Here is a 26503-nt window from a genome sequence, read left to right on the forward strand (position 1 = left end):
CACCTCCTGCGACAGCGGGTCGAACGACAGGATCATCGGCAACGCCGACAGCTCCAACCAGTTCTGGTCCGGCTCGAACGGCTCCCGCTGCTCCTCCTACACCGGCGCCCTGGCCTGGTCCTTCGCCGCGGACGGCCGACTGATCGTGACCTTCGGCGGCACACCGGTCACGCCGTAACAGCCACCGCCGCCCGACCACCGCAGCACGCCAACAGTCGGAGCCTTCCACCAGCGCGACGGCCGCCACCACCACGGCGGCCGTCGCACCCACCCGGCGCCGAAGCTCTGACCCCGCTGACGAGGCAGAGGAGAGGTGGCGGTGTGGAGGCCAAGGAACGCCAACGCCTGAGGATCGCACGCGCTGTGCTTCGCCTGGTCAGGGCCCGACACTACCGCGCAGCTCTCCCTGCCTCAGGCTGACGGCATCTCCGACATCGCACTGCAGCGGTTGCGCCGGCCTGTGCACTCTCCCTGCTGTCCTGGGCCACGCCGACACCGGTTGTGCCAACGATCGGATGTCGCGACTTGCGGGATAGGACACGTGTTTCCACCGGTGGTCATCCGCTGGTGACGAACAGGAGCACGCCGGGGCGTTTCGCCCAGCCCTGCCCCCATGGGACCGACGGGCCAATCATCCGGCGGCGCGCGCCACCGGCTGCCTGAGCATCGTCTTGGGCTCAGGATCGGTGAAATCGGTCAGGTAGATCTCATGGTGCAGCCCGTTGCGCACCAGACCGTGCTCGGCCATGAAGGCCTCCATCACGTCGAGCGACACCTTCTCCTCGCTGTAGGGCCCCTCGTGGAGCAACTCCACGCACTCGCCCTCGGTGAAGATGACCACCTGGACGCGGTCGACGGGCGCGCCGGACGCGCGCGCCTGCTCACGCGCCGCCTCGACCACCCCCGGCGCGGGTACGTCAGGGAGCGACAACAGCAGATGCCACCGCCACTGATCGCGCGGCACCTCCAGCGGCGGCCGAGAGGTGTCCTCCACCCACCAACGGCCCTCCAGCGGGCCGGCCGGGCCGCCCATGACGGACGCCACGGCGTACAAGGCGCCGATGGCCGAGACGTGCTCGGTGCCGCCGGGCTCGCCCATGCCGGTGACGTTGAGGCAGGTGACGGGGTCGCAGTGGACCAATTGCGGTGTCATAGCTCCTCCAAAGGAATCATCAAATGGGTGATCAGCCGATCGGGCGGGGTGGTTGCCGGGTCGGACACGTACACCTCGCGGATCGGACCGTGGACGGGATGGCGACGCTCAGCGCACCAGGACAGCAGCGCATGCGCGGTCAGCCCGATCTGGCCGTACGGGCCGACGTGCGTGGCGCTGGCGAACCGGCCGCCTGGCAGCACGTCGAGTTCGGCCCCCGCTACCGGCTCCTCGCTGACCAGAGCGACGGTGACGGTGACGGGCTCGCCGAGGTCGAGCGGGAACAGGCCGATGAGCTCGGCAGCGGCGGCCGACGATGCAGCCCGCAGCCTGGCGATGGCAGCCGAGGTGGCCCGGCCGACGTCTGACGGGTCCGCCGCCGTCGCTGTGGCCACCGCCACGCGCCGCACTGGTTCCGTGACCACCGTAACGGGAGTGGACGGCAGGCCCTCCGTCATGACGCGCTCGAGTGCGGCCAGCGTCGATCGGCGCCTGGCCAGCTCGGCTTCCAGCCACTCGTGCACTTGCTCCAGGACACCGGGCCTGTCGGAAAGCACCTGCGCGATGACGGCGAGCGGGACGTCGAGCGAGCGCAGCAGCCCGATCGACAGCGCCTCGCGCGCCTGCTCGTGCCGGTAGTAGCGATATCCGGTGTGCTCGTCCACGTACGCGGGCACCAGCAGGCCGAGCTCGGCGTAGTGCCGCAGCTGTTTGATGCTCAGCCGACCGAGCCTGGCGAACTGCCCGATCGGCATCAGCTCCTCGTCCATGCCCTCATCATGGGGTCTCCCCATGTGGGAGAGTCCAGCTGGAGATCTTCCACACCCTGCGGACGACGGGGGAGGGGCCGAATGCGGGCACCACCTGATCACCGGCATCACCGGCGTCTCGCTCGCCGTCTTCCTGGCCGGCGCCGGCCGCACCGACTGCCCGACCTGAGAGGGGCGGGCGGGGCGTTCGGATTCGCGACCGGATGCCGGACACGCCCAGGCTCATGTGGGCGAACCTTGCCCGCGCAGCTCGCGCTGGGTGAGGCGTGTCTCTTCCGTTTACGCGATCGGCTTCGTCGTCTCCCCGCGGGCCTCGCTCGGGGTGAGGCCGAACCTGGCGCGGAAGAGGCGGGCGAAGTGGGCCTGGCTGGAGAACCCCCACCGGTGCGCGACGTCGGCGATCGTGGTCTGCCGCGCCCCGGGCCCGGTGAGCTCCTGATGCGCCCGGACCAGGCGCCGCTCCATGATGTACCGCGCCGGCGACCTGCCGGCCGACTCGAAGATCCGCGCCAGATGCCGTACGGAGATGCCCATGACCCCGGCCACCTGAGAGGCTCCGAGACAGGGGTCGTGCAGGTGGCGCTCGATGTAGTCCTCGGCCACGATGAGCTGCGACCGGTAGGCGTCGGGCCCCGTCCGCCCGCCCGTACGCTCCTCGGCGAGCTGCCCGAGCAGGTCGAGCACGGCACGCTCGGCGTCACCGGGATCGTGCCTGTCACGCAAGGCGGCCAGCCCGCCGAGCAGGGAGCTCAGCGCCGCCACGAGCGCGCCCTCCCGCGCCGTGCCTCGCCCGAACAGCATCGGCCCGGGCAACCCGCCTCCCACGCACGCCTGCGCGAACAGGTCACGTGGCACGTCCACCAGGATCTGCCGCATGGAGGAGGAGAACCCGAACAGATACGGCCTGCGCGTGTCGTAGACGACCAGCTCGCCGGCTGTGGCCGCGAGGCAGCCGTTCTCGTGCAGGAACACCGCCTCGCCCTTGACCAGCAGGGTCGCGAACACCGAATCCTTGGGCGTCGACCTGACCGTCTGCGGGCTGCGCTCGATGGCGTGGGCGTTGCCGGCGATCTCGGCCAGGCGCAGCCCGCCCAGCTCGATGTTGGTCTGACTCGCCAGCAGACCATGCTCGGAGTAGGAGGTGCAGGACAGGCCCACCAGCGCCCTGCGGTTGTAGTCCTCCCAGTAATGGATGCGCTCGGCAGGTTCGACGTGCTCGGTGGTGGCTCGGGAGATCACGGAGAGGGCGGACATGCGACCTCCTGATGTGCGTGCATGTCAGGGGAACTCAGCTTAGGTGACAGGTCACACCGCCAGGTAGCCTCCGTCCACGGGGACGACCGCGCCGGTGACGTACGAGGCCGCCGCCGAGCACAGGAACGCCACCACCGAGGCGACCTCGTGAGGCTGCCCGAGGCGCCCGGCCGGGATGCGGGCCAGGACCTGGGCCGTGGCCTGGGGGTCGTCGAGCACGCCCCGGGCCAGCGGAGTGAGCACGAAGCCGGGCGCGACGGCGTTGACCCTGATGCCGTCGGCGGCGTACTCGGCCGCCAGCGACTTGGTGAGCTGGGAGACGCCGCCCTTGCTGGCGCTGTAGGCGGGCCGGTCCCGGCTGCCGGAGAAGGCGAACATGGACGAGACGTTCACGATGGCGCCGCCGTTCTCGGCCAGGGACGGGCGGGCGGCCTGGCAGGCGACCATGACGGCGGTGAGGTTGATCTCGATGACCCGCTGCCAGCGGGCCAGGTCGTACTCCTCGCGGTCGTGGCTGACGCCCGCGCAGTTCACCAGGACATCCAGCGGCTCGCCCGCGGACAGCAGGCCGGTCAGCCCGGCGCGGTCCAGCACGTCGTGTTCCACCACGCGGACGCGCGGGTGGCCGGGCAGGTCGGCGGGGTCGGCGGGCGGCAGGCCGAGCGCGGTCACGTCGGCGCCCAACTCGGCGAGGAGCACGGCCGTGGCCGCACCGATCCCCGAGGTGCCCCCGGTCACGAACGCCCGCCGCCCCGCGAACTCCCCGCTCACCGGCGCTGCTCCCCAGGTCGTACCAGCACTTTGACCTGCTCCCGTCCGCGCAACAGCGCCTCGAATCCGTCACGTACGACGTGCTCCAGTGGGATGGTGGAGGTGACGATCCCGGCCAGGTCCACGCCCTCCTCCGCCACCATGCGGATCAGCTCCGGATAGACGTCGCGGTACCCCACGCTGGTCATGATCGTCTGTTCGTTGTTCACCAGGGCGAAGGCGTCCACGCTGACCGTGCCGGTGAGACCGAGGAACATCACCCGCCCGCCCCGCCTGGTGGCGGCCAGGCAGGCACGCAGGGTGTCGTCCGAGCCGACCACCTCGAACGCGACGTCCGCCCCCTCGCCGCCGGCCAGATCGGCGAGGTCCGCGCCGGTCTCGGTGGCTCCCAGGCGCCGGGCCATCTCGCGGCGAGCCGCAGAGCGGTCGGCGGCGACGATGCGCCCGGCGCCGTACCGTGCGGCGAACTGGGTCACGAGCAGCCCGATCGGGCCCAGGCCGAGGACGGCGACGCTCTCGCCGGGGCGGATCCCGGCCCGCCGCACCGCGTGCAGGGCGACGGCGGCCGGCTCGAACACCGCCGCCTGCTCCAGGGAGACCGGCTCGGGCAGCGGGTGCAGCATGTACGCGGGCACGGTGGCGTGCTCGGCCAGCCCGCCGTGTCCCATGAGCCCGGCGAACCCGAAGTGCCGGCAGATGTTGTACTCCCCGGCCAGGCACCGCGAGCAGCGACCGCACCGGTAGTGCGGCTCCACCGCCACCCGGTCCCCTGGGAGGAGGCCGGTGACACCGCTGCCGATCTCGGTGACGGTGCCGCAGAACTCGTGCCCCAGGATGAGCGGCGCGGCCACGCCGGATTCCGGGTGCGCCTCGCCGACGGGGACGGCGTGCGGCCCGTCGGCGTATTCATGCAGGTCGCTGCCGCAAATCCCGCAGTAGGCCACCTCGATCGTCGCCTCGCCCGGCCCAGGAGACGTCACGGGCACGTCCTCGACGCGGACGTCCTTGGCCCCGTACCAGATCGCCGCTCTCATGCGGCCGCCCGGCGGCGCAGCACGGCGGGAGCCGTCTCCTTTAGCGCGAAGCACAGAGCCACCACCACCAGCGCGCCACCCGCGGCGATGAACATCGCGGACTGCAGCCCCCACTGGTCGGCCGCCCAGCCCGCGACCATCGGCCCGAGAAAGCCGCCGGCCAGCTCGCCCACACCCATGATCACGCCGAGCGCCGTGGCCAGCGCTCCGCGCGGCACCGTCTCGGCCGGGATCGTGGCCATGAACAGCGTGAAGCAGCCGAGCCCGGTGTAGGTGACCACCATGATCGCGCCGAGCAGCACGGGACTCTCGACGTAGACCACGGCGAGCGGGCAGCACACCGCCAGCGCCGTGAACCCGATCAGAGCCGCTTTGCGTCCGATCCGGTCGGAGATGGCCGGAGTCACGAATCCCCACAACACCCACGCCACTCCCAAACAGGTCATGACGCCGCTCATCGTGCCGGGACTGAAGCCCTTGACCTCGGTGAGGTAGGTCGGGGTGAAGGTGATGATGGTGACGAACCAGGTGAGGTAGCAGCAGGCGATGAGCATGCAGACGACGATGTTGCGCAGCTTGAGCACCTCGCCCAGCGGCACCCTGACCGCCGCCGCGTGGGGCGCGTCGGCCTGCGTTCGCGGAGACCGCTCGCGCACGAACTTCCAGATGAGCGCGGCCATGACCAGCCCAGGGATGATCGTGACGTAGAACGCGACGCGCCAGTCGTAGGTCTCCGCGATCCACACCACGACCAGCGGCGCCAGGATGCCGCCGAGCAGTCCCGCCGACGAGCCCTGCAGCAGGCCCATGTTGAGGCCCCGGCGGCTCTCCCTGGACGCCTCCACCATCAGCGACTGCGCCATCGGCAGCACCGCGCCCTCGGCCGTGCCCATCAGCGCCCGCGCCACGAGCAGCCCGGCGAATCCGCCCATGAGCCCGGACGAGGCGGAGAACAGCGAGAACAGCACCACGGCCACGATCAGAATCGGCTTGCGCCGGCCGAGCGCGTCGGACAGGCGGCCGGCGAACATGCCGGCCAGTGCCCAGGTGAGCGCGAGCACGCCGGACAGGGTGCCGAGTTCGGCGTTGGACAGGCCGAAGTCCTTGTCCATGTACGGCGCCAGGAACGACAGCGCCTGGCGGTCGAAGAAGACGAAACCGAAGGACAGGAAGAGGATGACGAGCAGGCGGATCTCGTACCGGTCGGCCGCGCGGGCGTCCGGCGCCGCGGTGGTGTCAGTCATGACGTTCTCACTTCGAGGGGGTGCGCCGGGGTTCAGCGGAACAGGGAGTTGACGTAGTCGGCGCCGATCCCGACCTTCTCGTAGTGCTCGCGGCACATCTTGATGTAGTCGTGCACGTCGAAGAAGCCGTCGGGGTCGCCGTGCTCGTCCAGCCAGATGAGCGGGCCCTTGACGATGAAGAACGTCTTCATCGGCTCGTCGCTGTCGTAGGCGACCAGCGTGTGACCCTCGCCCGGGGCCTCGTAGACGAAGTCGCCCGCGGTCGCCGTCCAGGGCCGCTCCAGGTAGCCCCACTTGCCGGAGATCGTGTACGCGAACACCTCGTGCGGGTGGTAGTGCCGGTTGACCAGCCCCGCCTCCTTGGCCCGCAGGATGTCGGCCCAGCTGTTGTCCTTGACGTTGATCCACAACGGCCGGGAGCCGACGGTCTCGGTGAACGGCACGTAGTAGCGGTCGTCGTCCGTGGCGACATTGGACAGGTAGACCTCGGGGAGGGCGTCGGGGCGGAAGGAGTTCTCGATCGGCTTGAGGTCCTTCCAGAACTCTCCGGTAGGCATGTCGGGCATGTGAACGGCCCCTTTCGTCGCTTGTTTCCCGGAAGTGAATCCTGGAGGGGCCGGTGCCGTCTTTCCCGTGGAAGACCTGGCCGCTTGCATATTCCGGACATCCACCGGCGGCCGGCACAACCAGGCTCGGCCCCGCCCGGCACGGTCCCGAGCCGCAGACCAAGAGCAGCCACCAGCACCTGGGCAGCCTCGGCCGCAGGAGCCATCCACCCTCCACGGGATCGACGATCATCGTGGTTCCGTCGGGCAGAGCCGAATCCTCGGCGGAGGCGTCGAGTCTCGCCTTGGCGGACCGCTCCGGGGCGGCCGAACCTGGCACCGGCGCGAGTGACAGCCGCCGCAGCCGATCGGCGAGGATCTCGTCGTCCCGGGTGTCTCCCGGGTGGTCCACGCTGGGCAGCAGGCACTCCCAACTGGCGTCGAGCACGTCCTGGGCCTGCCCCTGGGCGACCACGAGATCGTGCGACGGGACCACCACGCACTGCTGGCCGAAGGCACCGTGACCGTGGTAACCGTGACGCGACATCCAGAACTGGTAGCCGTAGCCGTAGCCGCAGCTGAAGTCGACGTCGTCCGACCCGTCCTCGAACGGCAGGCCGTCGATGTGCCGTCTGGTCGCGAGCTCCACCCATTCGCGCGGGGACGAGCCGCCGGTCGCCCCAAAGGCCTCCGCGCAGCAGCAGTTCACCGAAAGCGGACGGCCTCGGTCGTGAGGTGCAGCCCGTGGAATCCGAAGGCGGCACCGCCCAGAGGCGTGCCAGTCGAGGTCTTCGCCTCCTCGATCACCACGCTGGTGACCGGCAGTCGGCAGATCACGGTGAGGGGCTGGGTGTGGAGCCCGGCGAACCGGTCTTCGATGACGATGGCGTCGTCATGTATGAGGGGCGGCTGAGTGCCCAGCGGTCGTCCTCGTCGGTCGGCCGGGCAGGGCTCAGCTTCTGGCGGGACGGGATCGGCTCCCGCGTTCAGTCGTCCCCCGGGCCTTGACGGGCCCTGCCGGTCAGATCGCGATCTGCTGGTCGTGGTCGCGCAGCATGCGCAGGGGCAGAGCCATGGACGCGGGCGCCGCCGATGGTCTTGCCGCGGGCGCGGGCGGATTCGTGGCCCTCCAGGGTGCGGTCGCGGATGTACGGCCGACGCTCAGAGGCAGTCCAGGTAGGCGGCGAAGCGGCGGGTCTCGTCGGGGGACCCGGCGTACGCGATGTGGCCGTCGGGCCGGATCAGGAACAGGCGAGGCCGGCGGGCGCCGTAGAGCGCGTGCAGCGCCGTCTCCGCCGCGGGCACGGTGTGGACGCGTACGTCGATCGGGTGGCGGCGGAGCATGTCCTCGACCCGCTTCCGGTGTGCGGCCGCCGGGCCGGGTTCGGGACCCTCGAACAGCAGCACGTGGTGCCGGGTGCCGCCGATGACGTCGAACAGGCTGCCGCCGGTGGAGCCGACACGGCCGTACGGCGCCCGGTCGCCGGAACGCGGCCCCCTGCCCGAGGTTCCGGCGACGGCAGGGCTGCCCCGGTAGCCGATCCAGGTCTGCGAGAACAGCCGGAAGACGGCGGACCGGGCCGCGGGCAGCCGCGTCAGCGGTCCGATGAGACGACCGGCGAGGTGGGACCTGATCCAGCGGGCGGCCGGGTGCCGCAGGGTCTCGAGCGCGAAGCCGCGGTCGGAGCCGCGCAGCACCGCCACCGCGACCGGACGGCGCTCGGCCTCGTAGGAGTCGAGCAGCCGCTCGTGCGCCTGCCCGCGCGCCACCAGCGCGAGCTTCCAGCCGAGGTTGAACGCGTCGCCGACGGCCAGGTTCATGCCCTGCCCGCCGGCCGGGCTGTGGATGTGCGCGGCGTCGCCGACGAGGAAGGCGTCGCCGGCCCGGAACCGTCCGGCGATCCTGCTGTGCACCCGGAACAGAGCGGTCCACGGGGCGGCGGTGATCCGGGCGTCAAGGCGGAAATAGGTGTCGAACCAGTCCTGGATCTGGGAGAGGGGCACGTCGCCGTAGGGCTCGTGGGAGACCTCGCCCCGGGCTCCGGGTGCGCGGCGGGCCGGCGGGGCGAGGCCGGGCGGGACGGTCCCGAAGAGCCGGTACCGGCCGCCGGCCAGGCGGAACAGGCCGACGAAGCCGTCGCGGGTCAGATCGAGGCGCAGCGTGCCCGCAGCCGGGCCTGAGCCGGCGGGGAAGGCGAGGTCCACGTCGGCGAGCAGGCCGGTCTGGTCGTAGGTCCGGCCGGCGAAGGCGAGGCCGAGGGCGTGCCTGACCATGCTGCGGGCGCCGTCCGCGCCCACCACCCACCGGGCCTCGATGGTGGCGTGCTCCCCGGTCGCCCTGCGCACGGTCGCCCGCGCCCCGTCCGGGCCTTCGGCCAGAGCGACGAACTCGGTGTTCCAGGCGACGTCGTGGCCGCGTTCGGCCAGCCACTCGAGCAGGAGCCGTTCGGTGCGGTCCTGTTCCAGGCCCAGCGCGTACGGGAACGGCGTGCGGGCCCACGGCCCGGCGAACGGGAAGCCGCCTGCCCGGCGTCCCCGTTCGAAGATCTCGACTCCGGTCATCGGCACCCCCTGCGCCACCGCCCGATCGGCGAGGCCCAGCCGGTCGAGCAGCTCAAGCGTGCGCACGTGCAGGATGGCCGCGCGGGAGTGGGTGTCCGGCCCCTTTTTGGCGTCCACGATCGTGACGTCCACGTCGTGGTCGGCGAGCACCGCGGCCAGCACCAGCCCGGCCGGCCCCGCGCCGACGACGAGCACCTGGGTGCGCATGGCAGCGCCACCGCCCCTCATCGGCCCTGTCCCTCGACGCTCTGACCGTCTGGCGGCATGGGCGGGACGCGTACGTGCTCGGGCCGGACGCCCACGCCGAGCAGGCGGCTCATCAGCGCCCGCACGAACGGTAGCCGGGCGATCGCGCTGAAGTCGGGCGGCTCGGCCTGGGCGCGGAGCGCGCGATCGATGCCGAACCGCTGGGCGCCACGCTGCAGCGCCTGGGTCGCCACGGTGGGCGCCCACCTGCGCCGCTGCAGGGCGGCGGTCACCCGGTCGGGGACCGGCTCACCCTTCGCCTGTGCCCGTCGCAGGTGCCCGGTCAGGAGGTTGGCAGCGGCGACGGCGTCCTGCACCGCGAGGTTGATGCCCACCCCCGCGATCGGCGACATGGCGTGGGCGGCGTCGCCGATCAGCAGCAGCCCCGGCGCGTGCCAGCGGCGCAGCCGGTCGAGCCGGACCTCCAGGAACCGGGTGTCGTCGAAGCCGGTCACCTCGCCGACCCGGTCGGCGAGAAAGCCGACCAGGCTCGCGACATCGTCGCGCAGTGCCTGGATCCCGGCTCTTCGCAGGTCGTCGTGGCCGCCCTTGCGGATCATGTAGGCGATGTTCCAGTACGAGCCCCGGTTGATCACCGCGACGGACTTTCCCGCGGCCATGCGCAGGTGGTAGCCCTCGTCCGGATCGGTGGCGCGGCGGGAGACCCGGAACTGCAGCACGTCCATCGGCGCGCCGAATTCGCGCGGACGCAGGCCGGACGCCCGGCGCACCGCGGAGTGCCGGCCGTCGGCGGCCACCGTCAGGTGGGCCCGCACCTCGTGCTCGCCGTCCGGGCCGCATAAGCGCACGCCGGTGACGCGCCCGTCCTGCCGCACGACGTCGTATGCCTCGGCCCGCATGAGCAGGCGGAAGTGGGGATGGCGGGCTGCCTCGGAGGTCAGCAGGTGGAGCAGGTCCCACTGCGGAACGAACGCGATGTAGGGATATCGCAGGCCAAGGGTTGAGAAGTCCGCCACGTCCAGCCGGCGGCCGTCGCGGACGAACCCGACTGTCGACACCTTGTGGTGCGGCAACGCCAGGAACCGGTCGATCAGCCCCAGCTCGTCCAGAACGTCGAGGGTGGACGGGTGGACGGTGTCGCCGCGGAAGTCGCGCAGGAAGTCGGCGTGCTTCTCCAGCACCACCACCTCGACCCCCGCCCGGGCCAGCAACAGCCCCAGGACGGCGCCGGCCGGGCCACATCCGGCCACGCACACGGTTGCCGTCGTCGTCGGTTCAGTCACTCCGCATCACCCCTTCGCCTTAGTAGACGTCAGCGTTCCTTATGTTGGGAGCAGGGTAGCCATCGCAAGATTGGAGACGCAAGCGTCTACTATTGCGGCCATGGCCGACAGCGGAACCCAGGAGCAGACAGCGACACAGAGCCGCCGCCGCGGCGCCGTGCTGGAACGGGCGATCTACCGGGCGACCCTGGGCGAGCTCGCCACCCTCGGCTACAACGGCCTGACGATGGAGGGCGTGGCGCGACGCGCGCAGACCGGCAAGGCCGCCCTCTACCGGCGCTGGCCGTCCAAGAAGGACCTCGTCCTCGACGCCCTGCTCCACGCACTGCCCGAACCCCGCGAGATCACCGCGTCCGACTCCGCCCGGGACAACCTGATCGCCGCGCTCACGATCATGTCCGACGCTCTGGCCGGCGAGATGACTCGTCCCGGCCTCGACGTCATGCTGGAATTGCTCCGCGAGCCGGAGCTCAGGCAGGCGTTCGGCACCAGGGTCGTCGAACCGCGGCTGCGCCTCGTCGAGGCCATCCTGCACCGAGCCGCCGCGCGCGGCGAGATCAAGGCCGGCGCGGAGCTCCCGCTGATCGCCCGGACCGGCCCCGCCCTGGTCATCCAGACGTTCCTGCTCACCGGCGAGCCACCCGCGGCCGCGGAGCTGTCCCGGATCGTGGACGCCGTCCTCATGCCCCTGCTCACCGAGCCCGGCCGACCGGAGGGTCGGACGTGAGTGCGTACGGCTTGACGAACCGGTGCGTGAGCCGTCCGCCACGACGTACCCGGCCTGGGCCGGCGCGTTCCCGGAACGCTTGACCACCCCAGATGGCCGCCGGGGCCGTCGTAGGCTCCAGGAGGGCATGCGTAGACGAGTGGGGCAGCGGGTAGCGCGATGCGGATGGGGTCAACTCCTGCATCCGGACCGCGGCGCCGGCTCATCGCTCTCCTGATCGCCGTCATGCTGCTCGGCATCACCGAGTCCATGATCGGGCCGTACCTCGTGCTGTTCGGCGCCGACCGCCTGCAGCTGTCTGTGCTCGAGATCGGCGTCTTCATCTCCCTGACAGCGGTCAGCGGCATGGCTGCCAGCGTCTGGCTCGGCCGTCGCTACGATCGCCGCCCCGGCCGGTGGCCGGCGGTGCTGGCCGCCTCCCTGGCGGGGACGGGGTATCTGCTGCTCGTGGTGACCACGTCGTATCCGCTGGTGCTCCTCATCGGCGTGCTCTTGCTCGGCGCGGGCACTGCGGTGTTCCCGCAGCTCTTCGCGCTTGCCAGGAGCCACACGGACGGGACGACGGCCAGGCCGGGCGGCGGCACGCCCATCCTGCGCTCGGCGTGGTCGCTGGCCTGGGCGATCGGCCCCCTGGCGGGAGGTGCGCTCGTGGCCGGGGCCGGCTACTCCTGGCTGCTCGGGGTCACGGCCTGCGGGTTCTGCCTCGTGGTCGTGGCCGTGCTAGGGCTCGACGCCCACCCGCCGCAGGCGTCCCCACCCGTCGAGGCGGCCACGGATCGGCCGCTCACCTCGCGGACCGTGGCCCTGTCGATCGCCGGCTTCGCCCTGTTCCACGTCGCGATGTTCTCGGGCGCGGTGGCATTACCGCTGTACGTCACGCAGGTGCTGCACGGCTCGGCCGGTGCGGTGGGACTGATGTTCAGCGTCTGCGCGGCGGCGGAGATCCCCGCGGCGCTCGCCCTGCTGCTGTTGCCCCCTCGCTGGAGCAGGGGCCGCGTGATCCTGATCGGCATGGGGCTCATGGTTGTCTATTTCGCGCTCGTGGCGGCGTTCACCGGCATCGTGGCGCTGGTGCTCATTCACATCGCCCGAGGCGTCGCCATCGCCGTCGTGGGCGCGCTGGGCATCAGCCACATGCAGGACCTACTGCCGGCCGCCCCGGGCCGGGCCACCACCTTGTTCGCCAATACCGCGACGGCCGGCTCCCTCGTGTCCGGCATCGCCGCCGGCGGCATCTCCCATGCCCTCGGCTACCAAGCAGCCCTGCTCGTCTGCGCCGTGCTCAGCGGGGTGGCATGGCTGCTGCTCCTCCTCGCACGGCTCCGGGCAACGGTCGAGACGGAGGGCTTCGTCGCCGAGCCTGCGCCACCACGCTGAGCGAACCTGGAACAGGGATCTGTTGAGGGCCTGCTCCCTCGTGGGGCGGGGAGCGTGGTGGAGGTCATGGAGGGCCGAAGGGATGTGCCCGCGTTGCGGTGGAGGTTCGGGCCGCTCGACAACCCCAGATAACGATGGCGGCGATCAGTTCATCAAGGGCATGCGCAGCACCAAGCACGTTCCCTGGCCGGGGTCTTCGATGGTCAGGGTGCCTCGGTGGGTGTGGGCGATCTCGCGGCAGATGGCCAGGCCCAGGCCGGTGCCCTTCTGGTCGCGCTCGCGTGACTCCGGGAGCCGGGCGAAGCGTTCGAAGACGATCTCGCGGTGTTCGGGAGCGATGCCGGCGCCGTCGTCGAAGACCGCCAGGACCGCGGTGTCGTCCTCGGCCCGGACCGCGACGGTGACGGCGGTGGCGGCGTGGCGCTGGGCGTTGTCCAGCAGGTTGGCCAGCAGCCTGGACAGCAGCAGCCGGTCGGAGGAGACGACCACGTCCGGCGCCAGGCCGGTGCGGATCGGGACGCGGCCCGGTGTGCGGCGCCGAAGCTCGGTGCGGACGAGTTCGGCCAGGTCGGTGCGCTGGTGCTGGGCTGTCCGGTCGGCGTCCAGGCGGGCCAGGGTGAGGATGTCCTCGGCGATCGCCTGCTGGCGTTCGACGTCGCTGAGCAGGTCTTTGGCCATGCGCGGCCAGTCGACCGCGTTCGGGTCCATCAGCGCTTCCTCCAGTCGCAGGATGGCGCCGGTGATCGGGGTGCGCAGGTCGTGCGAGGCCTCGGCGGTGAAGCGCCGCTCGCGTTTCACGGCTCCCTCCAGCAGTTCCAGGGTGTGGTTCACGATGGTGGCCAGGTAGCGGATCTCGTCGTGATGCGCCGGGACGGGCACGCGGTGCCCGAGGTCGGTCACGGTGATCTCGGCGAGCTCGGCGGTCATGTCCTCCACTGGACGCAAGGTACGGCCGACGAGGTGATACGTCCCCAGCGCCACAATGGCCAGCCAGAGCGCCGAGCCGGCCAGGAGCCGGGCCGCCAGCTCCTGGCTCACGTACCACGGAGGAACCGGCAGCGCGCTGTAGACGATCAGGTCGCCACCGAGGGCGGGAACCCACATCGCCGCGATCATCATGCACTGGCCGGGAAACCCGGGCACGTCACACAGCCGCCGATCCATGGCCGAGTGGCGCCGCGACGGCACGAACGTGGCCATCCGCGGCCGGCCCTGGAACCGGCCGCTCGCCGACACCACCCGCCCGGCACGATCCACGAACTGCATCGCGGCCACTTCCCAGACGTGCAGGACCGGCGGCGGAGCGTGGTGCGCGAACCGATGCAACATCTCCAGGTCCGCGCTGTAGAGGTGCCTGAGCCGATGGTCCGTCACACGATCGTGTCGGTGATCCAGTATCAGCCATGCCGTGAGCACACACAGCACCGCCGCCACCATGGTGGCCAGCATCGTCACCCGCGCCCGGATGGACCACGTGGACCACCCCACACGCCTGAGACGCGCACCTACCCGCGATCCGAAGCGCACGACCCGCCGGATCAGCTCCCGCACGGCGTGCTGCTGCTCCTGACCATTGGGCACCTCTTGCACAGCAGCCACCCCCGTCCCGGTGGTCCCGGGCCGCTCCATTCCCCATGCAGCTTCCCCTGACCAGCGGAAACAAGCCTGTAGCCTGTGGCGTAGCCGCCGACGAAGATCTCAGAGAAGATCACGAGCTGTGCCCCCTGGGCGGACGCCCGGCCCAGGAGTTCGCGGCAGCGGCGCGACGGCCGGGGGATGTCCCGGGCTCGCAGCACACCGTCGCCGGCCGCGCAAAGAATGGCGAACGCGCCGAAGTCTTGTTCTCCCCCCTCCTGCGCGCCGACGTTTTGCACGGAAACGGGCAACTGCCGAGCGAGCCGCTTGCCTTCCACGTGTAAGCCCATCTGGACGGGCGGGAAACGATCGCTCGGCGCAACCCGATACCTTGCCATGCAAGGTATCGGGTCGTACCGTGGTCTTATGTCTGAGGGCGCCGAGGCGCCGCCGGGATCGGCGGCCATCGCTCGTCTGCATCGCGAGCTCGCCCGCGGCACGACCGAGTTGGCCGTGCTGTCCGTCCTTGGCGTTCGCCGTCGATACGGCTACGAGCTGCTGAAAGTGCTGCGGGAAACGGGCGAGGGAGTCCTGGAGGTCAAGGAGGGCACGCTTTATCCGCTGCTGCACCGGCTGGAGGATTCCGGCCACATTCTGGCGACCTGGGAAGCGGAGGGGCGGGCCAGGCCGCGCAAGTACTACGTCATCACCCCGGAGGGTCGCACGTACCTCGCCATGCTGCGCGCCCAGTGGAGCAGCCTGGTCGACGGGATGCGACAGCTCCTCGACACACTTGGCGAGGTGCAGGAATGAGCGACCAGCACGAGATCATCGACGACTACACGGAGCGGGTCGGGCGCCATCTGATGGGTCCGGCCAGAGACAAGGCGAAGGCGGAGCTCGGCGCGCACCTGTCCGACGCGGCCGAGGCGGGAGAGCTGGACCATGCCCTGAGCCGGCTCGGCCCCCCGAGACAGGCGGCGGCCACCTTCTCCGACTTACGATCCGCACCGCCCGCTCCCATCGGCGCGCGGCTGGCCGCGGTCGTGATCGACAACATACCGCTCGTCGGCGTCACGCTGGCGCTGCTGACGACGGGGATCTCCCGGATCGCCGAACTGGGGAACGGCTTCGCGCTGGCGTTCCCGCCCTTCGTGTACGCCAAGATCGGTGACGGTTGCGTGAGCGTCGGGCCGCCCGTGCTCTGCGACGCCGGCGTCTACGACTACGCCGGGCTCCTCTACACGCTGGGCGTGCCGCTCGCCCTGCTCTGGTCGATCGTCGGCCTCGGGATGGTGGAGGCCTGGACCGGCGCGACCCCGGGCAAGCGCCTGCTGAAACTGTGCGTCGTGACCGAGGCCGGGCTGCGCATCCACCCGGCCAGCGGCATCGTACGGCGGCTCAGCGTGGTGCTGGGACCGGCCGCCTGGCTGGACTGGCTGCCCTTCGTGTGGGGGGACCGGCGCCGGGTGCTCGACCTCCTGACCGGGACCAAGGTCGTGCGGGCGGCGCGATGAAGCTCGCCGTCCCCTACGGCGCGCGGCGGTGGGCTGGTTCCTCCGCGTCCGTCGGCAACCCGCCCCAGATGACCATCGCTCGGGGAGCTGTGTGGAACGTCCGGTCCGGCCCGTTCGTCGTCATTGCGTGACCCTCTCCCCGGAGCTTGACGAGCGGCTGCGCGAGGCGGCCGCCAGGATGCACCGCGCCGAGCACGTCCGGCGCCTGCGTGAGGCCACCGCGCAACAGATCGAGGACGTCCGCGGCACCCTGGCGGATCTGGAGTTCGAGCTGGCCAAGGAGGAGCGTGACGTCGCCCGGCTGGAAGGCGGGCTGTCCGCCGTCCTGGCCCGCATGCTGGGCAACCGCGAGGAGCGGCTGGAGCGCGAGCGCGCCGAGGCGGTGGTGGCCGGGGAACGCGTGGACGGTCACCGCGCCCGACTGGCGCAGCTCGAAGCCGATGCGGCGGCGGCCGCCGCCGAGCTGGCCGTGCTCGACCCCGCGTCCCGGGAGTATGCCCAGTTGCTGGCCGAGAAGGAGCAGCAGCTCATCCGGAGCGGCGATCCGCGGGCGCGTGAGCTGGCCGACCTCGGCGCCGCGATCGACCGGTCGAGCGCCGAGCTGCGCGAATGTGCGGAGGCCCGCCAGGCGGGGCAGGGCGCGCACGAGGCGCTCGGCGTCGTGCTGCGCTTCCTCGGCTCCGCCAGGAACGCCTCCACCTTCGACGTGTTCGGCGGCGGCCTGCTCGCCGACGCGTTCGAGCACGACAAGCTGACCAGCGCCGACAAGGCCGCCTGGCATGCCCAGCGGGCTCTGGACGTCTTCGCCCGCGAGCTGGCCGACACCGGGATCGCGGCCCGGCCGGTGATGCCCAAGGTGGACACGCGGTGGTTCGTGGACGCCTTCTTCGACAACATCATCAGCGATGTGCTCAAGCACCAGCGCATCGAGAAGACCAGGGCCGAGGTGACGAAGCTGGCGCAGTGGGTGCGCGGCACCGAGGCGTACCTGAAGGCGCGCCACGCCCAGTTGCTGGCCGAGCGCTCCCAACTGCTGACCAGGCGCAAGGAGCTTCTGCACCCCGCATAGCCACTCCTCGAGGACCTCTGCAACGGGAATGTCCCCGGGCCGCCGACGCCGGCGGCCCGGCCTACTTGATCGCGCCCGCGCCGATGCCCTTCACGATGTGCCGCTGCGCCATCAGGTAGAAGATCACGACTGGCACGATCGAGATGGTGGTGGCGGCGAGGAGGATCTGCTGCTGTGGCGTCTCGGCCGAGGTGAAGGCGGTCAGGCCGCGCTGGATCGGCATGAGGGAGTTGTCCTCGAACAGGACGAGCGCCATGAGGTACTCGTTCCAGGCGCCCAGCCCCTGGATGACCGCCACGGCGGCGAGGCCGGGCCGGGCCAGCGGGAGGATCACGTTCCAGAAGACGCGCAGCGGGCCGGCGCCGTCCAGCGCGGCCGCCTCCTCCAGGGCGCGGGGCTGGCTGACGAAGAAGCTGCGCATGATGAGCGTGGACATCGGGATGCCCGAGGTGATGAGGATCAGCACGTAGCCGACGGGGTTGTTCGTCAGGTTCAGCGAGATGAGCAGCTTGTACTGGGCGAGGAACATGGCGGGTGCGGGGATGATCATGACGGCGAGGATGACGAACGTGAACACGCCCTTGCCCGCGAAGTCGAGCCGCGCGAGCGCGTACCCGGCGAGGCTGGACACCAGCAGGATGCCGATGACGGCGGATCCCGTGTAGAGCACGCTGTTGCGCAGGTAGACGCCGAGCTCTCCTTGGACCCATGCGGTCACGTAGTTGTGCCACTGCGGGTCGGCGGGCAGGAAGCTCTTGTTCGACAGCAGCTCTGTGAGGCTCTGGAGGGATCCGGACACCATCCACAGCAGCGGGAACAGCGCGATCAGCGCGGCGACGCCCAGCAGCCCGTACAGTCCGACCTTGTGGAGGGGCATCCTGCGTCGTGCCGGAGCGGTGGACATCTGGCTGCTCATACGCGGGACCTCCGCCTGGTGATCGCGAGCTGGACCACGGACAGCAGCACGAGTGCGCCGCCGAAGACGACCGACATGGCCGCGGCACTGCCGTAACGCCAGTTGACGAACGCCTCGTTGTAGATCGCGAGGGTCGGCACCATCGTGTGGTGACCGGGTCCGCCGTTGGTCAGCACCTGCACGGTCCCGAAGATCTGGAGCGCGGCGAGCAGCGTGAGCAGACTGACGATCGACGTGACCGGGGCCAGTTGCGGCCAGGTGACGTACCGGAACTTCGACCAGCGGTTCGCGCCGTCGAGCTCGGCGGCCTCGTACAGCTCCTTCGGCACGTCCTGCAACCCCGCGAGGAAGAGCAGGAAGCCGAACCCCCAGTGGAACCAGACGAACACCGCCGCCACGGCGGGCAGCGCGACGGCCGGGTCGCCCAGCCAGTTCTGCTGGAGCGCGCCCAGACCGGCCAGGCCGAGCAGCCGGTTGAGGATGCCGGATCCGGGGGCCAGGATGAAGGAGAACAGCAGGCCGACGACGACCACCGACAGCACGCCCGGCAGGTAGAAGACGGTGCGGAAGAACGTCTTGCCCCGGGTGACGCTGTTGACGGCCAGCGCCATGCCCAGGGCGACTCCGTTGCCGACGACGAAACCGACGACGCCGAAGAACAGGACGTTGCGCATGGACGCCCAGAAGATCGGGTCGGAGGCGACGAAGTCGTAGTTGTCCAGCCCCACCCATGGGGTGTCGGGGCTGACGCCGTCCCACGACTGGAAGCTCAGCAGGATGGCCTGCGCGAACGGCGTGATCGTGAAGATCCCGACGAGCGCGACGGCCGGCGCCAGGAACAGCCAGCCGATCAGGTTGCGCCGGAGAGCGCGCCTCCCGCGCGGCGCCCGAGATGGACGCCGTGCGGGAATCGCGAGGTGCTGCGTCGTCATGACGTACGGTCCTGCGCCGCCTGGATGGTGGTGAGTGCTTCGTCCACCGTCGTCTCGCCCAGCACCAGGCGCTGGGACTCCGCTCTGATCGCGGTGATCACGTCCGGCGTGAAGGTCGTCGACATGACCTGCATGGTCTTCACCCCGGCGGCGAAGCCCGCGAGCTGGCCGGGGATGTCCGTGCCGGCGAGGAGCTCCGGGTTGCTGGGCAGGATGCGGGCGGTCTTGGCGAACACCGCCTGCTGGGCGGGCTCGGTCAGCCACTTCACGAACGCGAGCGCCTCCTTGGGATGCTTGCCCCTCGGGTTGATCACCGCGCCCTTCCCGGGGATTCCCGGCGAGCGGGGGTCGTGGACGCTTCCGGGAGCCTTGGGGAGCCCGGTGGAGAAGTAGTCGTCGAATTCCGGGTTCGTCCTGAGGCCGACCGCGATGCCGGGGGCGGCGTCGAAGATGGCGCCCATCGACTTGGTGAAGAAGGACGACTCCACGTTCGGGTGGTCGTCCTGGCCGCCGGGGATGGAGTCGTCGGCGAGGACGCCGGCCTTCTTCAGGTCGAGCAGGAATTGCAAGGCGTTGCGCCAGCCGTCCTGTTTCCAGCTCGCCTTCCCGTTGAGGGTCGCTTCGATCTCGGCGTCCGTCAGCCAGTTCGAGGCGAGGCCCTGGATGATGTTCGGCGTCTGAGAGGCCGCGATGGAGAATTTCGCCTTCTTCGCGGCGAGCGCGTCGATGAACTCGGTCGTCGTCGCCGGCGGCTTCTCCGCCGACATTCCGGTCAGCGCCGGGTTGATGAGGAAGCCGTACGTCTGCGTCTCCCAGTGCACCGAGTAGATGCCGGGCTTGACCCCGAGGTTGTTGCCCTCCTGGAACGTCGACATCCTGAGCACGGCGGGGCTGAAGTTCTTGCTCCAGCCGGCGTTCAGCTCGGCGGAAAGGTCCATCGCCCAGCCGGCCTTGTAGAACGGCGCCATCTGGGACGCGTCGAAGGACGAATAGATGTCGGGCATGGATCTGGACTGCGCCTTCGCCTGCAGCTTGGGCAGATAGTCGACCGGTCCGGGAGTGTCAATGGTGATCTTGACGCCGGTCTTCTCGGTGTACTGCTGCGCGAGCTGGGTGAGCGCGGCCTCCTGCCCGCGCGACTGGTTCAGGAAGGTCAGTCCGGCGTCCCCGGTGCTGGTGGATTCGCCGGATGACGAACAGCCTGCCAGGGCAAGCGCCCCGACGATCGCCAATGATCCCGCGGTCGCGATGATGGTGCGGCGGCGGGCGCCGCGTGCTGTGAATGTCGTACCCATGGTCCTCGCCTCTGGAAGCCTTGGATGGGAAGGCGGCCACTCTTGATGCCCGCCCCGGCATTTCCGGTGGACGCCGTGCAATGCCGATGAAGTGGTTCTGGCCTGTCAGTCGGCTGCCGGCCGACCGTTCTCCTTCCGTGTCCGTGAAGATCCGCACAGGACGCCGGGGCGGGGGAGCGCCCCCAGCCCTTCTGACGTGAGGATCCAGCCGTCGGGAAGCTCCGCCCCCTGGTTCACCGCTGAGGCGAGGTGCGCCATCGCGGCCAGCAGCCCTCCGTTCGCCGGTAGATAGATCGCGAGGAATCCCGGCAGTTGCGGATTGTGTCCGTTGGGGAGGAACACGTTCTTCGGCGACGGGAGCAGGAGGGCGTCGATCGCCCGGCCGACATCGCCGAGGCGGGCCGCGGTCATCGCCATGACCGGGTAGTCCCAGCCCCAGCTGGACTGCAGGTCCCAGCGCTCCCATACGGCATCGAGCGTCGCGGACATCGTGGCCGGGTCCACGAGGTCGGTGTCCGGCAGCCACCCCAGCGCCATGAGCATGGACGGGTGATCCTTCCGGATGAGCCACGGCGGCGTCGCGAGGGCGGCGTACGTACCGTCGGGGAGCAGGGCGGGCCGGCGCATGTTCCGCGCCACCCGCTCCCACTCCTCGCTCGGCTCGAGACCGAGCTCGGTTCTCCACTCGTTCGCCACGCCGAGCGCCCACGACCAGTACGCCAGCTCGAAGGTCGGATCGGCGTTCGTCGCCCGGTCGAGGAGGTAGCTCTCCTGCGCGGGGATGAGCGGCGGCGGCAGCACGAAGGCCCCGTCGCGTTCCTCGGCGAAGTCGGCCATGAAGTCGGCGGTCGCCTCGACGAGCGGGTAGTGCTCACGCAGGAACGACTTCTCGCGCCCCTCGCCGCGCAGCAACTCCAGCAGGTGGATCACATGCGGCTGCTGCCACAGCAGGAAGACGCCGATGTTGCTCGGCGACTCGCGCGCGGACGGGTCGGTCTGCTTCGGCCAGCGGGCCCCGCGATACCCCTGCCGGCGAGCGGTCGCCTTCGCCGCCTCCAGGGCGCCGTGATACCAGTGCAGGCTGCGCTCCAGCAGGTGCCCCCGGCCCCACATCGGGAAATGCGCCGCGTGCCACCAGTGCATCTCGAGGTGGAACTTGCCCGACCAGGTGTTGTACGTCAGACCGGACTCCGCGGGAGGCGTGCTCCCGGCGCTGTTGACGGCTGTGAGGTACTGCGAGAGAACGACGCGGCGTTCCAGCTCTGCGGCGCGTGTGTCCGTACTGCCGGCGAGGCTGATCGCGGCACCGGTGCTCCAGTGCTCCGCCCACCAGGTCCGCGCGGACGCGCTGACGGCGGGGAAGTCGTCTTTGTCCGGCTGCCGGTCCTGATCGGGCGTCAGCGTCACCACGACCTCGAGAACGGTGGCGCCCGTGTGCGCGACGACCGAGTCGGCCCCTTCACGCAGGCTGCCGGTGGTGCGGACGCCCACGCCGTAGGTCAGCGCCTCCACCGTGCGCCGCGCCTGCCAGTGGCGCTCCGTCCACTGGTGCCAGACCGTCTCCTGCGCGAGCGGCAGTTCGAAGGCGGCCAGGTCGTCCGGCTGATCGTCGAACACCCAGGCGACGCCCCACCCGCGCGGCAGCAGGCCGGACTCGACGCGCACGGCGAAGCGATGATCCCGCGGGTCGGCGACGGTGGTGACGTGGACGCGCTCGCCGTCGAGGACGTACGCGGCGTGGATCGTTCCCGTCCACAGGTCGAGCTCGGTGCGGACGTTCGTCAACGCGGCCGGGTCGTCGAGCCCCGTCCCGTCGGGGCGGACCAGCGCCAGGCGGCCGAGGTGAGCGCGGCGGGGATTGAAGTGGTACCACGCGCCCGCGACGAACTCCTCGGCGATCGGGTCGCCGGCCCGTTGCAGGCCCATGCGGTCGAGGTAGGGCACCGGGCCGCGGGACGTCTCGTACAGGGTGGCCGCGTCCTCCAGCCGGAGCTCCCGGCCGGGGCGCGTCTCGTACCAGCCCCAGGTCGACTGGGTGCGCAGGGGGATCTGGAAGTCGTCGGCGTCGAAGACGCGCGGGCGCTGCTCGGGCAGGCCGGACAGCCCGTCGTGAGCGACGCGGTGCGGGTCGGGGACCAGCTCGTGGAAGGACGGGAACGTCTGCAGCCCGGAGATGTCGACCGTGAGCGCGATGTCACCGTTGCCGACCGTGAGGACGTCAGCGGGGTGCGCGGACGTCAGCACGGGATTGTGCCGTCGCACGAGCCGGCGCCGGTCGATTGCTTCGGACATCCTCGCCCTTCCTGGATTCCTGAGTTTCACGCCCGCTCCCGTCGCCTCGGACGGTGCGGTGCGGTCGCCGCACCCCGGAGAAAGCCGTCGGGGAAGGTGCGCATTCGTCTCTCGATCATGTTCCGGGGCGACCTGGATCGCCTGCGAGGCCGGGACGGGCCCCGAGTGCGAGTTAACGTAGCCGTTACGTCGCGCATGGGTCAAGGAAAAACGTGTACCGGTCTACGACATCTCGGCTAGCCATTCGCGTACGATCTCCGTCGTTCGCTAAGGTTCATAAACCGGTCTACATACGCGATGATCTCGACGTCGTAGGATCGGCAGGACTTGGCTGGAGGAGAAGGGGATGCCCATGGTCGCGCCGGAGCGACGACGCAGAGTGACCATTTCCGACGTGGCGAAACACGCCGGGGTCTCCAAGGCGGCGGTCTCCAAGGTCATCCGGAACGACTACGGGGTCAGCGACGCCATGCGAGACCGCGTCGGGCGGGCCATCGACGAGCTCGGCTACCGCCCCCAGGCCGCCGCACGGGCGCTGCGCGGGCGGGCGTTCACCATCGGCGTGCTCATGCGGCACATCGGGATCCCGTTCTACGCCGAGATCATGACCGGCCTGGTCGATCAGCTCGCCGAGTCCGACTACCAAGCGATCATGATCCAGGGAGGCACCCTCGACAAGACCGAGAAACGTGCCCTGGACGCCTTGATAGACCGGCAGGTGGACGGCATCCTCATGATCGCTCCACTCGTCGGCCGCACCCGGCTCGAGCAGGTGGCACGCGAGTTCCCCACCGTGGTGCTGGGCCGCCACGACAGTTCACCGGCCTACGACCTGATCGTCGACGACGACAGGGTCGGCTCCGAGCTCGTCATGGAGCACCTGATCGCGCTCGGCCACCGTCGCATCGGACACATCACCTTCCAACAGGAGCACGAACGGGCGGCCGACCAGATGCCGCGCATCAGAGCCGAGACCTACGAGCGGGTGATGCGGGACCACGGGCTCGCCGACGAGATCGCCGTCGCCGTCACCTCATACTCGGAGGAAGGCGGCTATGACGGCGCACGCGAGCTGCTGAGCCGCGATCCGCGCCCCACCGCGATCTTCGCCGGTTCCGACGAGGCGGCGCTCGGCGTGCTGGCCGCGCTGCACGAGGCGGGCCTGTCCGTCCCGGACGACGTCTCCGTGGCCGGCTACGACAACACCAGGCTGGCCGCCCATCCCAACATCGCGCTGACCACCGTCAACCAGGACGGAGTCGTCATGGGCCGGATGGCCGGGCGGCTCCTGCTCGAGCGCATCGAAGGCCGCACATCGCCGGTGCACTTCTCGGTCATTCCGAGCCTGGTCGTCCGGCGCTCCACCGCCTCTCCCCGCTGACGTCCCGCCTGCTCCCCGCTTCGGCGGTCTCACCTGCCTGGCTCCAACCAGCCGAGGAGTGCCGTGATCCGCACATCGTTCAACGACAACTGGCAGTTCCGCCCGAAGGTCAATCCGTTCGCCGAACTGGCCGGCACCGCGGTCCCGTTCGAGCCGGTGACCGTGCCGCACGACGCGATGCTCACCCGCGACCGCGACGCCACCACGGACGGCGCCGCGACCGCCTACTTCCCCGGCGGGACCTACGAGTACCGCAAGACGTTCCCGGTGCCCGGGGAGCACCGAGGTAAGCGGATCATGCTGGAGTTCGAGGGCGTCTACCGGGACGCCACCGTGTTCGTCAACGGCAACTACGCCGGGCAACGCCCGTACGGGTACTCGCGGTTCCTCATCGACGCCGACCGGTTCCTGCGATTCGGCGAGAACAACGAGGTCCGCGTGGAATGCCGGACCCACCAGGACTCGCGCTGGTACTCCGGCGCGGGCATCTACCGCGACACCTGGCTGCTCATCGGCGAGGTCGTCCGCATCAGCCCGGACGGCGTCCGCGTCACCACCCCGGACATCGACACCGGACGCGCGGTCGTGGAGGTCGCCACCACGATCGCGAACGACTCCAACGACCTGCGCACCGTCCGGCTGGTCACCGAGATCCGCGATGCCGCGGGAACCGTCGTCGCGTCCGACACCGCGCCGATCACGGTACAACCTCACGAGCCGGCCGCCGCCCGCCGGCGCCTCTACGTCCGCGACCCCTCGCTGTGGAGCCCGGACTCGCCCGCCCTGTACACGTGCGCGGTGTCCATCGCGGACATCGACGCCGTGGAGGTCGCCTTCGGCATCCGCTCCTTGCGCCTGGACCCCGAGCACGGGCTGCGGATCAACGGCGAGACGGTCAAACTGCGCGGCGCCTGCGTGCACCACGACAACGGACCGCTGGGCGCCGCGACGTTCGCCCAGGCCGAGGAACGCCGCGTGCGGCTGCTCAGGAACGCCGGATTCAACGCCATCCGCATGTCGCACCACCCCATGAGCACCGCGATGCTCGACGCCTGCGACCGCCTCGGCATGCTGGTGGTCGATGAGGCTTTCGACATGTGGACCTGGAGCAAGAGCCCCTTCGACTACAGCCTCGACTTCCCCGAATGGTGGGAACGCGACCTCGAGGCGATGGTGGCCAAGGACTTCAACCATCCCAGCGTCATCCTGTACTCCCTCGGCAACGAGATTCCCGAGACCGGCGCGGCCACCGGGGCCATATGGGGCCGCAGGCTCGCCGAGAAGGTCCGTGCGCTGGACGACACCCGCTTCCTCACCAACGGGATCAACAACCTCCTGGCCCTGCTGCCCGACCTGCGAGCCCAGGAAGGCGACGACACGGGTGTCAACACCCTGATGGCCGACAGCGGCTTCGACGTGAACGCCGTCGCCGCCTCCGACCTGGTGACCACCCGCACCGCCGAGTCCTACAGCCTGCTCGACGTGGCCGGGATGAACTACTCCGAGATCCGCTACGAGACCGACCGCACACTGTTCCCGAACCGGATCATCCTGGGCACCGAGACCTTCCCGACCCGCATCGACGACAACTGGCGACTGGTCGAACAGCACAGCCACGTCATCGGCGATTTCACCTGGACCGGCTGGGACTACCTGGGCGAGGTCGGTATCGGCCGGCCACAGTACGTCACACCGGATACCCCACGCCCCACGTTCACCGCGCCGTATCCGTACCTGCTGGCCGGCTGCGGGGACATCGACATCACCGGCCACCGGCTTCCCGTCTCCTACTACCGGGAGATCGTCTTCGGCCTGCGCGACCGGCCCTACCTCGCTGTCCAGCGGCCACAACACCATGGCAAGACCGTCATCAGCAGCCGATGGGCCTGGAGCGACAGCATCGCCGGGTGGACCTGGCCCGGCCATGAAAGTGCCCCGATCATCGTCGAGGTGTACAGCGACGCGGACGAGGTCGAACTCTTCGTCAACGGTCGCTCCCTGGGACGCGGACCGGTCGGCGAGCACCACAGGTTCCGCGCCGAGTTCGAGACCACCTACGAACCAGGCGAACTGCTCGCGATCGCCTACCGCGACGGCGTCGAATCCGGCCGCGACGTCCTGCGCACCGCGACCGGCCCCATCGTGCTGCACGCCGAAGCCGAACGACCGATCATCACGGCCGGCGTCGGCGACCTGGCCTACATCGCCTTCACCCTGGTCGACCCGGCCGGGACACCGCACCCCGCAGCCGACCGGCCCGTACGGGTGAACGTCACCGGCGACGGAACGCTGATCGGCTTCGGCAGCGCCGACCCGGCGAACAAGGAACGATTCGACTCGACAGAGCACCACACCTACCAGGGCCGCGCCCTCGCCGTGGTGCAGCCGACCGCGCCCGGCACCATCCGCCTGACCGCCGTCGCCCCGGACTGCGCCCCGGTCGAAGTGCTGATCACGGTCGAGAAGCCGGACCGGTCACGGTAGAGCAGTTCTGCGCCGCCGTTGCCCCACCAGGGCGCCCTCACCCAGTTCCGCCGTATTCCGGTGGCACCCGCCCCCGGGGACGTCGCTCGGCCACCTCCGGAAAAACGGATTCTTC

Annotated in this window: 23 protein-coding genes and 1 pseudogene; 10 read left to right on the forward strand and 14 right to left on the reverse strand. The window is 70.3% G+C overall.

The window, feature by feature from the left end; all coding sequences use genetic code 11:
* Positions 1-178: pseudogene (locus tag ACTWPW_RS33605) on the forward strand (silent information regulator protein Sir2); the annotation flags it as partial.
* 453 nt (positions 179-631) lie between these two features.
* On the opposite strand, the gene ACTWPW_RS33610 reads toward ACTWPW_RS33605, so the two are convergent.
* Together ACTWPW_RS33610 and ACTWPW_RS33615 are read right to left on the reverse strand one after the other, a co-directional pair.
* Positions 632-1153 (reverse strand): GyrI-like domain-containing protein, encoded by a 522-nt coding sequence (locus ACTWPW_RS33610; protein ID WP_443170961.1) that lies wholly within the window; start codon positions 1151-1153, stop codon positions 632-634.
* Complete coding sequence (locus ACTWPW_RS33615; RefSeq protein WP_443170962.1) at positions 1150-1923, reverse strand: MerR family transcriptional regulator; 774 nt, start codon at positions 1921-1923, stop codon at positions 1150-1152. Before ACTWPW_RS33615 ends, ACTWPW_RS33610 begins: the two co-directional genes overlap by 4 nt.
* A 22-nt stretch (positions 1924-1945) precedes the next feature.
* Here ACTWPW_RS33615 and ACTWPW_RS33620 point away from each other — a divergent pair, with 22 nt between their 5' ends.
* Positions 1946-2092, forward strand: coding sequence for a hypothetical protein (locus tag ACTWPW_RS33620; protein WP_443170963.1), 147 nt, complete (start codon positions 1946-1948; stop codon positions 2090-2092).
* 110 nt (positions 2093-2202) lie between these two features.
* Here the strand turns inward: ACTWPW_RS33620 and ACTWPW_RS33625 are convergent, their stop codons facing one another.
* From ACTWPW_RS33625 to ACTWPW_RS33655, 7 genes are all read right to left on the reverse strand, one after another.
* Positions 2203-3177 carry a helix-turn-helix domain-containing protein gene (locus ACTWPW_RS33625; RefSeq protein ID WP_375119065.1) on the reverse strand — a complete coding sequence of 325 codons (975 nt, stop codon included), beginning with the start codon at positions 3175-3177 and terminating at the stop codon, positions 2203-2205.
* A gap of 51 nt (positions 3178-3228) precedes the next feature.
* Positions 3229-3948: an SDR family NAD(P)-dependent oxidoreductase gene (locus ACTWPW_RS33630; RefSeq protein ID WP_443170964.1), complete on the reverse strand. Its 720-nt coding sequence runs from the start codon at positions 3946-3948 to the stop codon at positions 3229-3231.
* Positions 3945-4982, reverse strand: a complete 1038-nt coding sequence (locus ACTWPW_RS33635; protein ID WP_443170965.1) for a 2,3-butanediol dehydrogenase — start codon at positions 4980-4982, stop codon at positions 3945-3947. The genes ACTWPW_RS33630 and ACTWPW_RS33635 overlap by 4 nt, the downstream gene beginning before the upstream one ends.
* Positions 4979-6226 (reverse strand): MFS transporter, encoded by a 1248-nt coding sequence (locus ACTWPW_RS33640; protein ID WP_375119068.1) that lies wholly within the window; start codon positions 6224-6226, stop codon positions 4979-4981. Before ACTWPW_RS33640 ends, ACTWPW_RS33635 begins: the two co-directional genes overlap by 4 nt.
* A gap of 32 nt (positions 6227-6258) precedes the next feature.
* Positions 6259-6792 carry a 2,4'-dihydroxyacetophenone dioxygenase family protein gene (locus ACTWPW_RS33645; protein ID WP_375119069.1) on the reverse strand — a complete coding sequence of 178 codons (534 nt, stop codon included), beginning with the start codon at positions 6790-6792 and terminating at the stop codon, positions 6259-6261.
* 1140 nt (positions 6793-7932) lie between these two features.
* A complete protein-coding gene (locus ACTWPW_RS33650; protein ID WP_443170966.1) occupies positions 7933-9540 on the reverse strand; it encodes an FAD-dependent monooxygenase in 1608 nt (535 codons plus the stop codon).
* A 17-nt stretch (positions 9541-9557) separates the two neighbouring features.
* Entirely contained in the window at positions 9558-10823 is a 1266-nt protein-coding gene (locus ACTWPW_RS33655; RefSeq protein ID WP_443170967.1) for an FAD-dependent oxidoreductase, read from the reverse strand.
* A 100-nt stretch (positions 10824-10923) separates the two neighbouring features.
* Here ACTWPW_RS33655 and ACTWPW_RS33660 point away from each other — a divergent pair, with 100 nt between their 5' ends.
* Positions 10924-11550: a TetR/AcrR family transcriptional regulator gene (locus tag ACTWPW_RS33660; protein ID WP_443170968.1), complete on the forward strand. Its 627-nt coding sequence runs from the start codon at positions 10924-10926 to the stop codon at positions 11548-11550.
* Positions 11551-11715: 165 nt separating this feature from the next.
* A complete protein-coding gene (locus tag ACTWPW_RS33665) occupies positions 11716-12927 on the forward strand; it encodes an MFS transporter (protein WP_443170969.1) in 1212 nt (403 codons plus the stop codon).
* Between the two features lie 144 nt (positions 12928-13071).
* Here ACTWPW_RS33665 and ACTWPW_RS33670 read toward each other — a convergent pair whose 3' ends face one another.
* On the reverse strand, positions 13072-14301 hold the full coding sequence (locus ACTWPW_RS33670) for a sensor histidine kinase (RefSeq protein ID WP_443170970.1): 1230 nt from the start codon (positions 14299-14301) through the stop codon (positions 13072-13074).
* A gap of 34 nt (positions 14302-14335) precedes the next feature.
* Between ACTWPW_RS33670 and ACTWPW_RS33675 the strand changes: the two genes are divergently transcribed.
* The 4 genes from ACTWPW_RS33675 to ACTWPW_RS33690 all read left to right on the forward strand — a co-directional run bounded on the left by ACTWPW_RS33675 (position 14336) and on the right by ACTWPW_RS33690 (position 17088).
* Positions 14336-14497: a hypothetical protein gene (locus tag ACTWPW_RS33675; protein ID WP_443170971.1), complete on the forward strand. Its 162-nt coding sequence runs from the start codon at positions 14336-14338 to the stop codon at positions 14495-14497.
* A 431-nt stretch (positions 14498-14928) separates the two neighbouring features.
* Positions 14929-15315 carry a PadR family transcriptional regulator gene (locus tag ACTWPW_RS33680; protein ID WP_375119075.1) on the forward strand — a complete coding sequence of 129 codons (387 nt, stop codon included), beginning with the start codon at positions 14929-14931 and terminating at the stop codon, positions 15313-15315.
* Entirely contained in the window at positions 15312-16019 is a 708-nt protein-coding gene (locus ACTWPW_RS33685) for an RDD family protein (RefSeq protein WP_443170972.1), read from the forward strand. Before ACTWPW_RS33680 ends, ACTWPW_RS33685 begins: the two co-directional genes overlap by 4 nt.
* A 127-nt stretch (positions 16020-16146) precedes the next feature.
* On the forward strand, positions 16147-17088 hold the full coding sequence (locus ACTWPW_RS33690; RefSeq protein ID WP_443170973.1) for a hypothetical protein: 942 nt from the start codon (positions 16147-16149) through the stop codon (positions 17086-17088).
* A 61-nt stretch (positions 17089-17149) separates the two neighbouring features.
* On the opposite strand, the gene ACTWPW_RS33695 is transcribed toward ACTWPW_RS33690, so the two are convergent.
* From ACTWPW_RS33695 to ACTWPW_RS33710, 4 genes are all read right to left on the reverse strand, one after another.
* Positions 17150-18004, reverse strand: a complete 855-nt coding sequence (locus ACTWPW_RS33695) for a carbohydrate ABC transporter permease (RefSeq protein ID WP_375119078.1) — start codon at positions 18002-18004, stop codon at positions 17150-17152.
* Positions 18001-18936: a carbohydrate ABC transporter permease gene (locus tag ACTWPW_RS33700; RefSeq protein ID WP_443170974.1), complete on the reverse strand. Its 936-nt coding sequence runs from the start codon at positions 18934-18936 to the stop codon at positions 18001-18003. The genes ACTWPW_RS33695 and ACTWPW_RS33700 overlap by 4 nt, the downstream gene beginning before the upstream one ends.
* On the reverse strand, positions 18933-20231 hold the full coding sequence (locus ACTWPW_RS33705) for an ABC transporter substrate-binding protein (protein ID WP_443170975.1): 1299 nt from the start codon (positions 20229-20231) through the stop codon (positions 18933-18935). Before ACTWPW_RS33705 ends, ACTWPW_RS33700 begins: the two co-directional genes overlap by 4 nt.
* A 105-nt stretch (positions 20232-20336) precedes the next feature.
* Entirely contained in the window at positions 20337-22523 is a 2187-nt protein-coding gene (locus ACTWPW_RS33710) for a hypothetical protein (RefSeq protein ID WP_443170976.1), read from the reverse strand.
* 394 nt (positions 22524-22917) lie between these two features.
* Here ACTWPW_RS33710 and ACTWPW_RS33715 point away from each other — a divergent pair, with 394 nt between their 5' ends.
* Together ACTWPW_RS33715 and ACTWPW_RS33720 are read left to right on the forward strand one after the other, a co-directional pair.
* Positions 22918-23904: a LacI family DNA-binding transcriptional regulator gene (locus tag ACTWPW_RS33715; RefSeq protein WP_375119082.1), complete on the forward strand. Its 987-nt coding sequence runs from the start codon at positions 22918-22920 to the stop codon at positions 23902-23904.
* A 63-nt stretch (positions 23905-23967) separates the two neighbouring features.
* Positions 23968-26388: a glycoside hydrolase family 2 TIM barrel-domain containing protein gene (locus ACTWPW_RS33720; protein ID WP_443170977.1), complete on the forward strand. Its 2421-nt coding sequence runs from the start codon at positions 23968-23970 to the stop codon at positions 26386-26388.
* The last annotated feature ends 115 nt before the right edge of the window (positions 26389-26503 follow it).

The organism is Nonomuraea sp. KM90 (genome assembly GCF_052246675.1).
In the GTDB taxonomy this organism is placed as follows: domain Bacteria; phylum Actinomycetota; class Actinomycetes; order Streptosporangiales; family Streptosporangiaceae; genus Nonomuraea.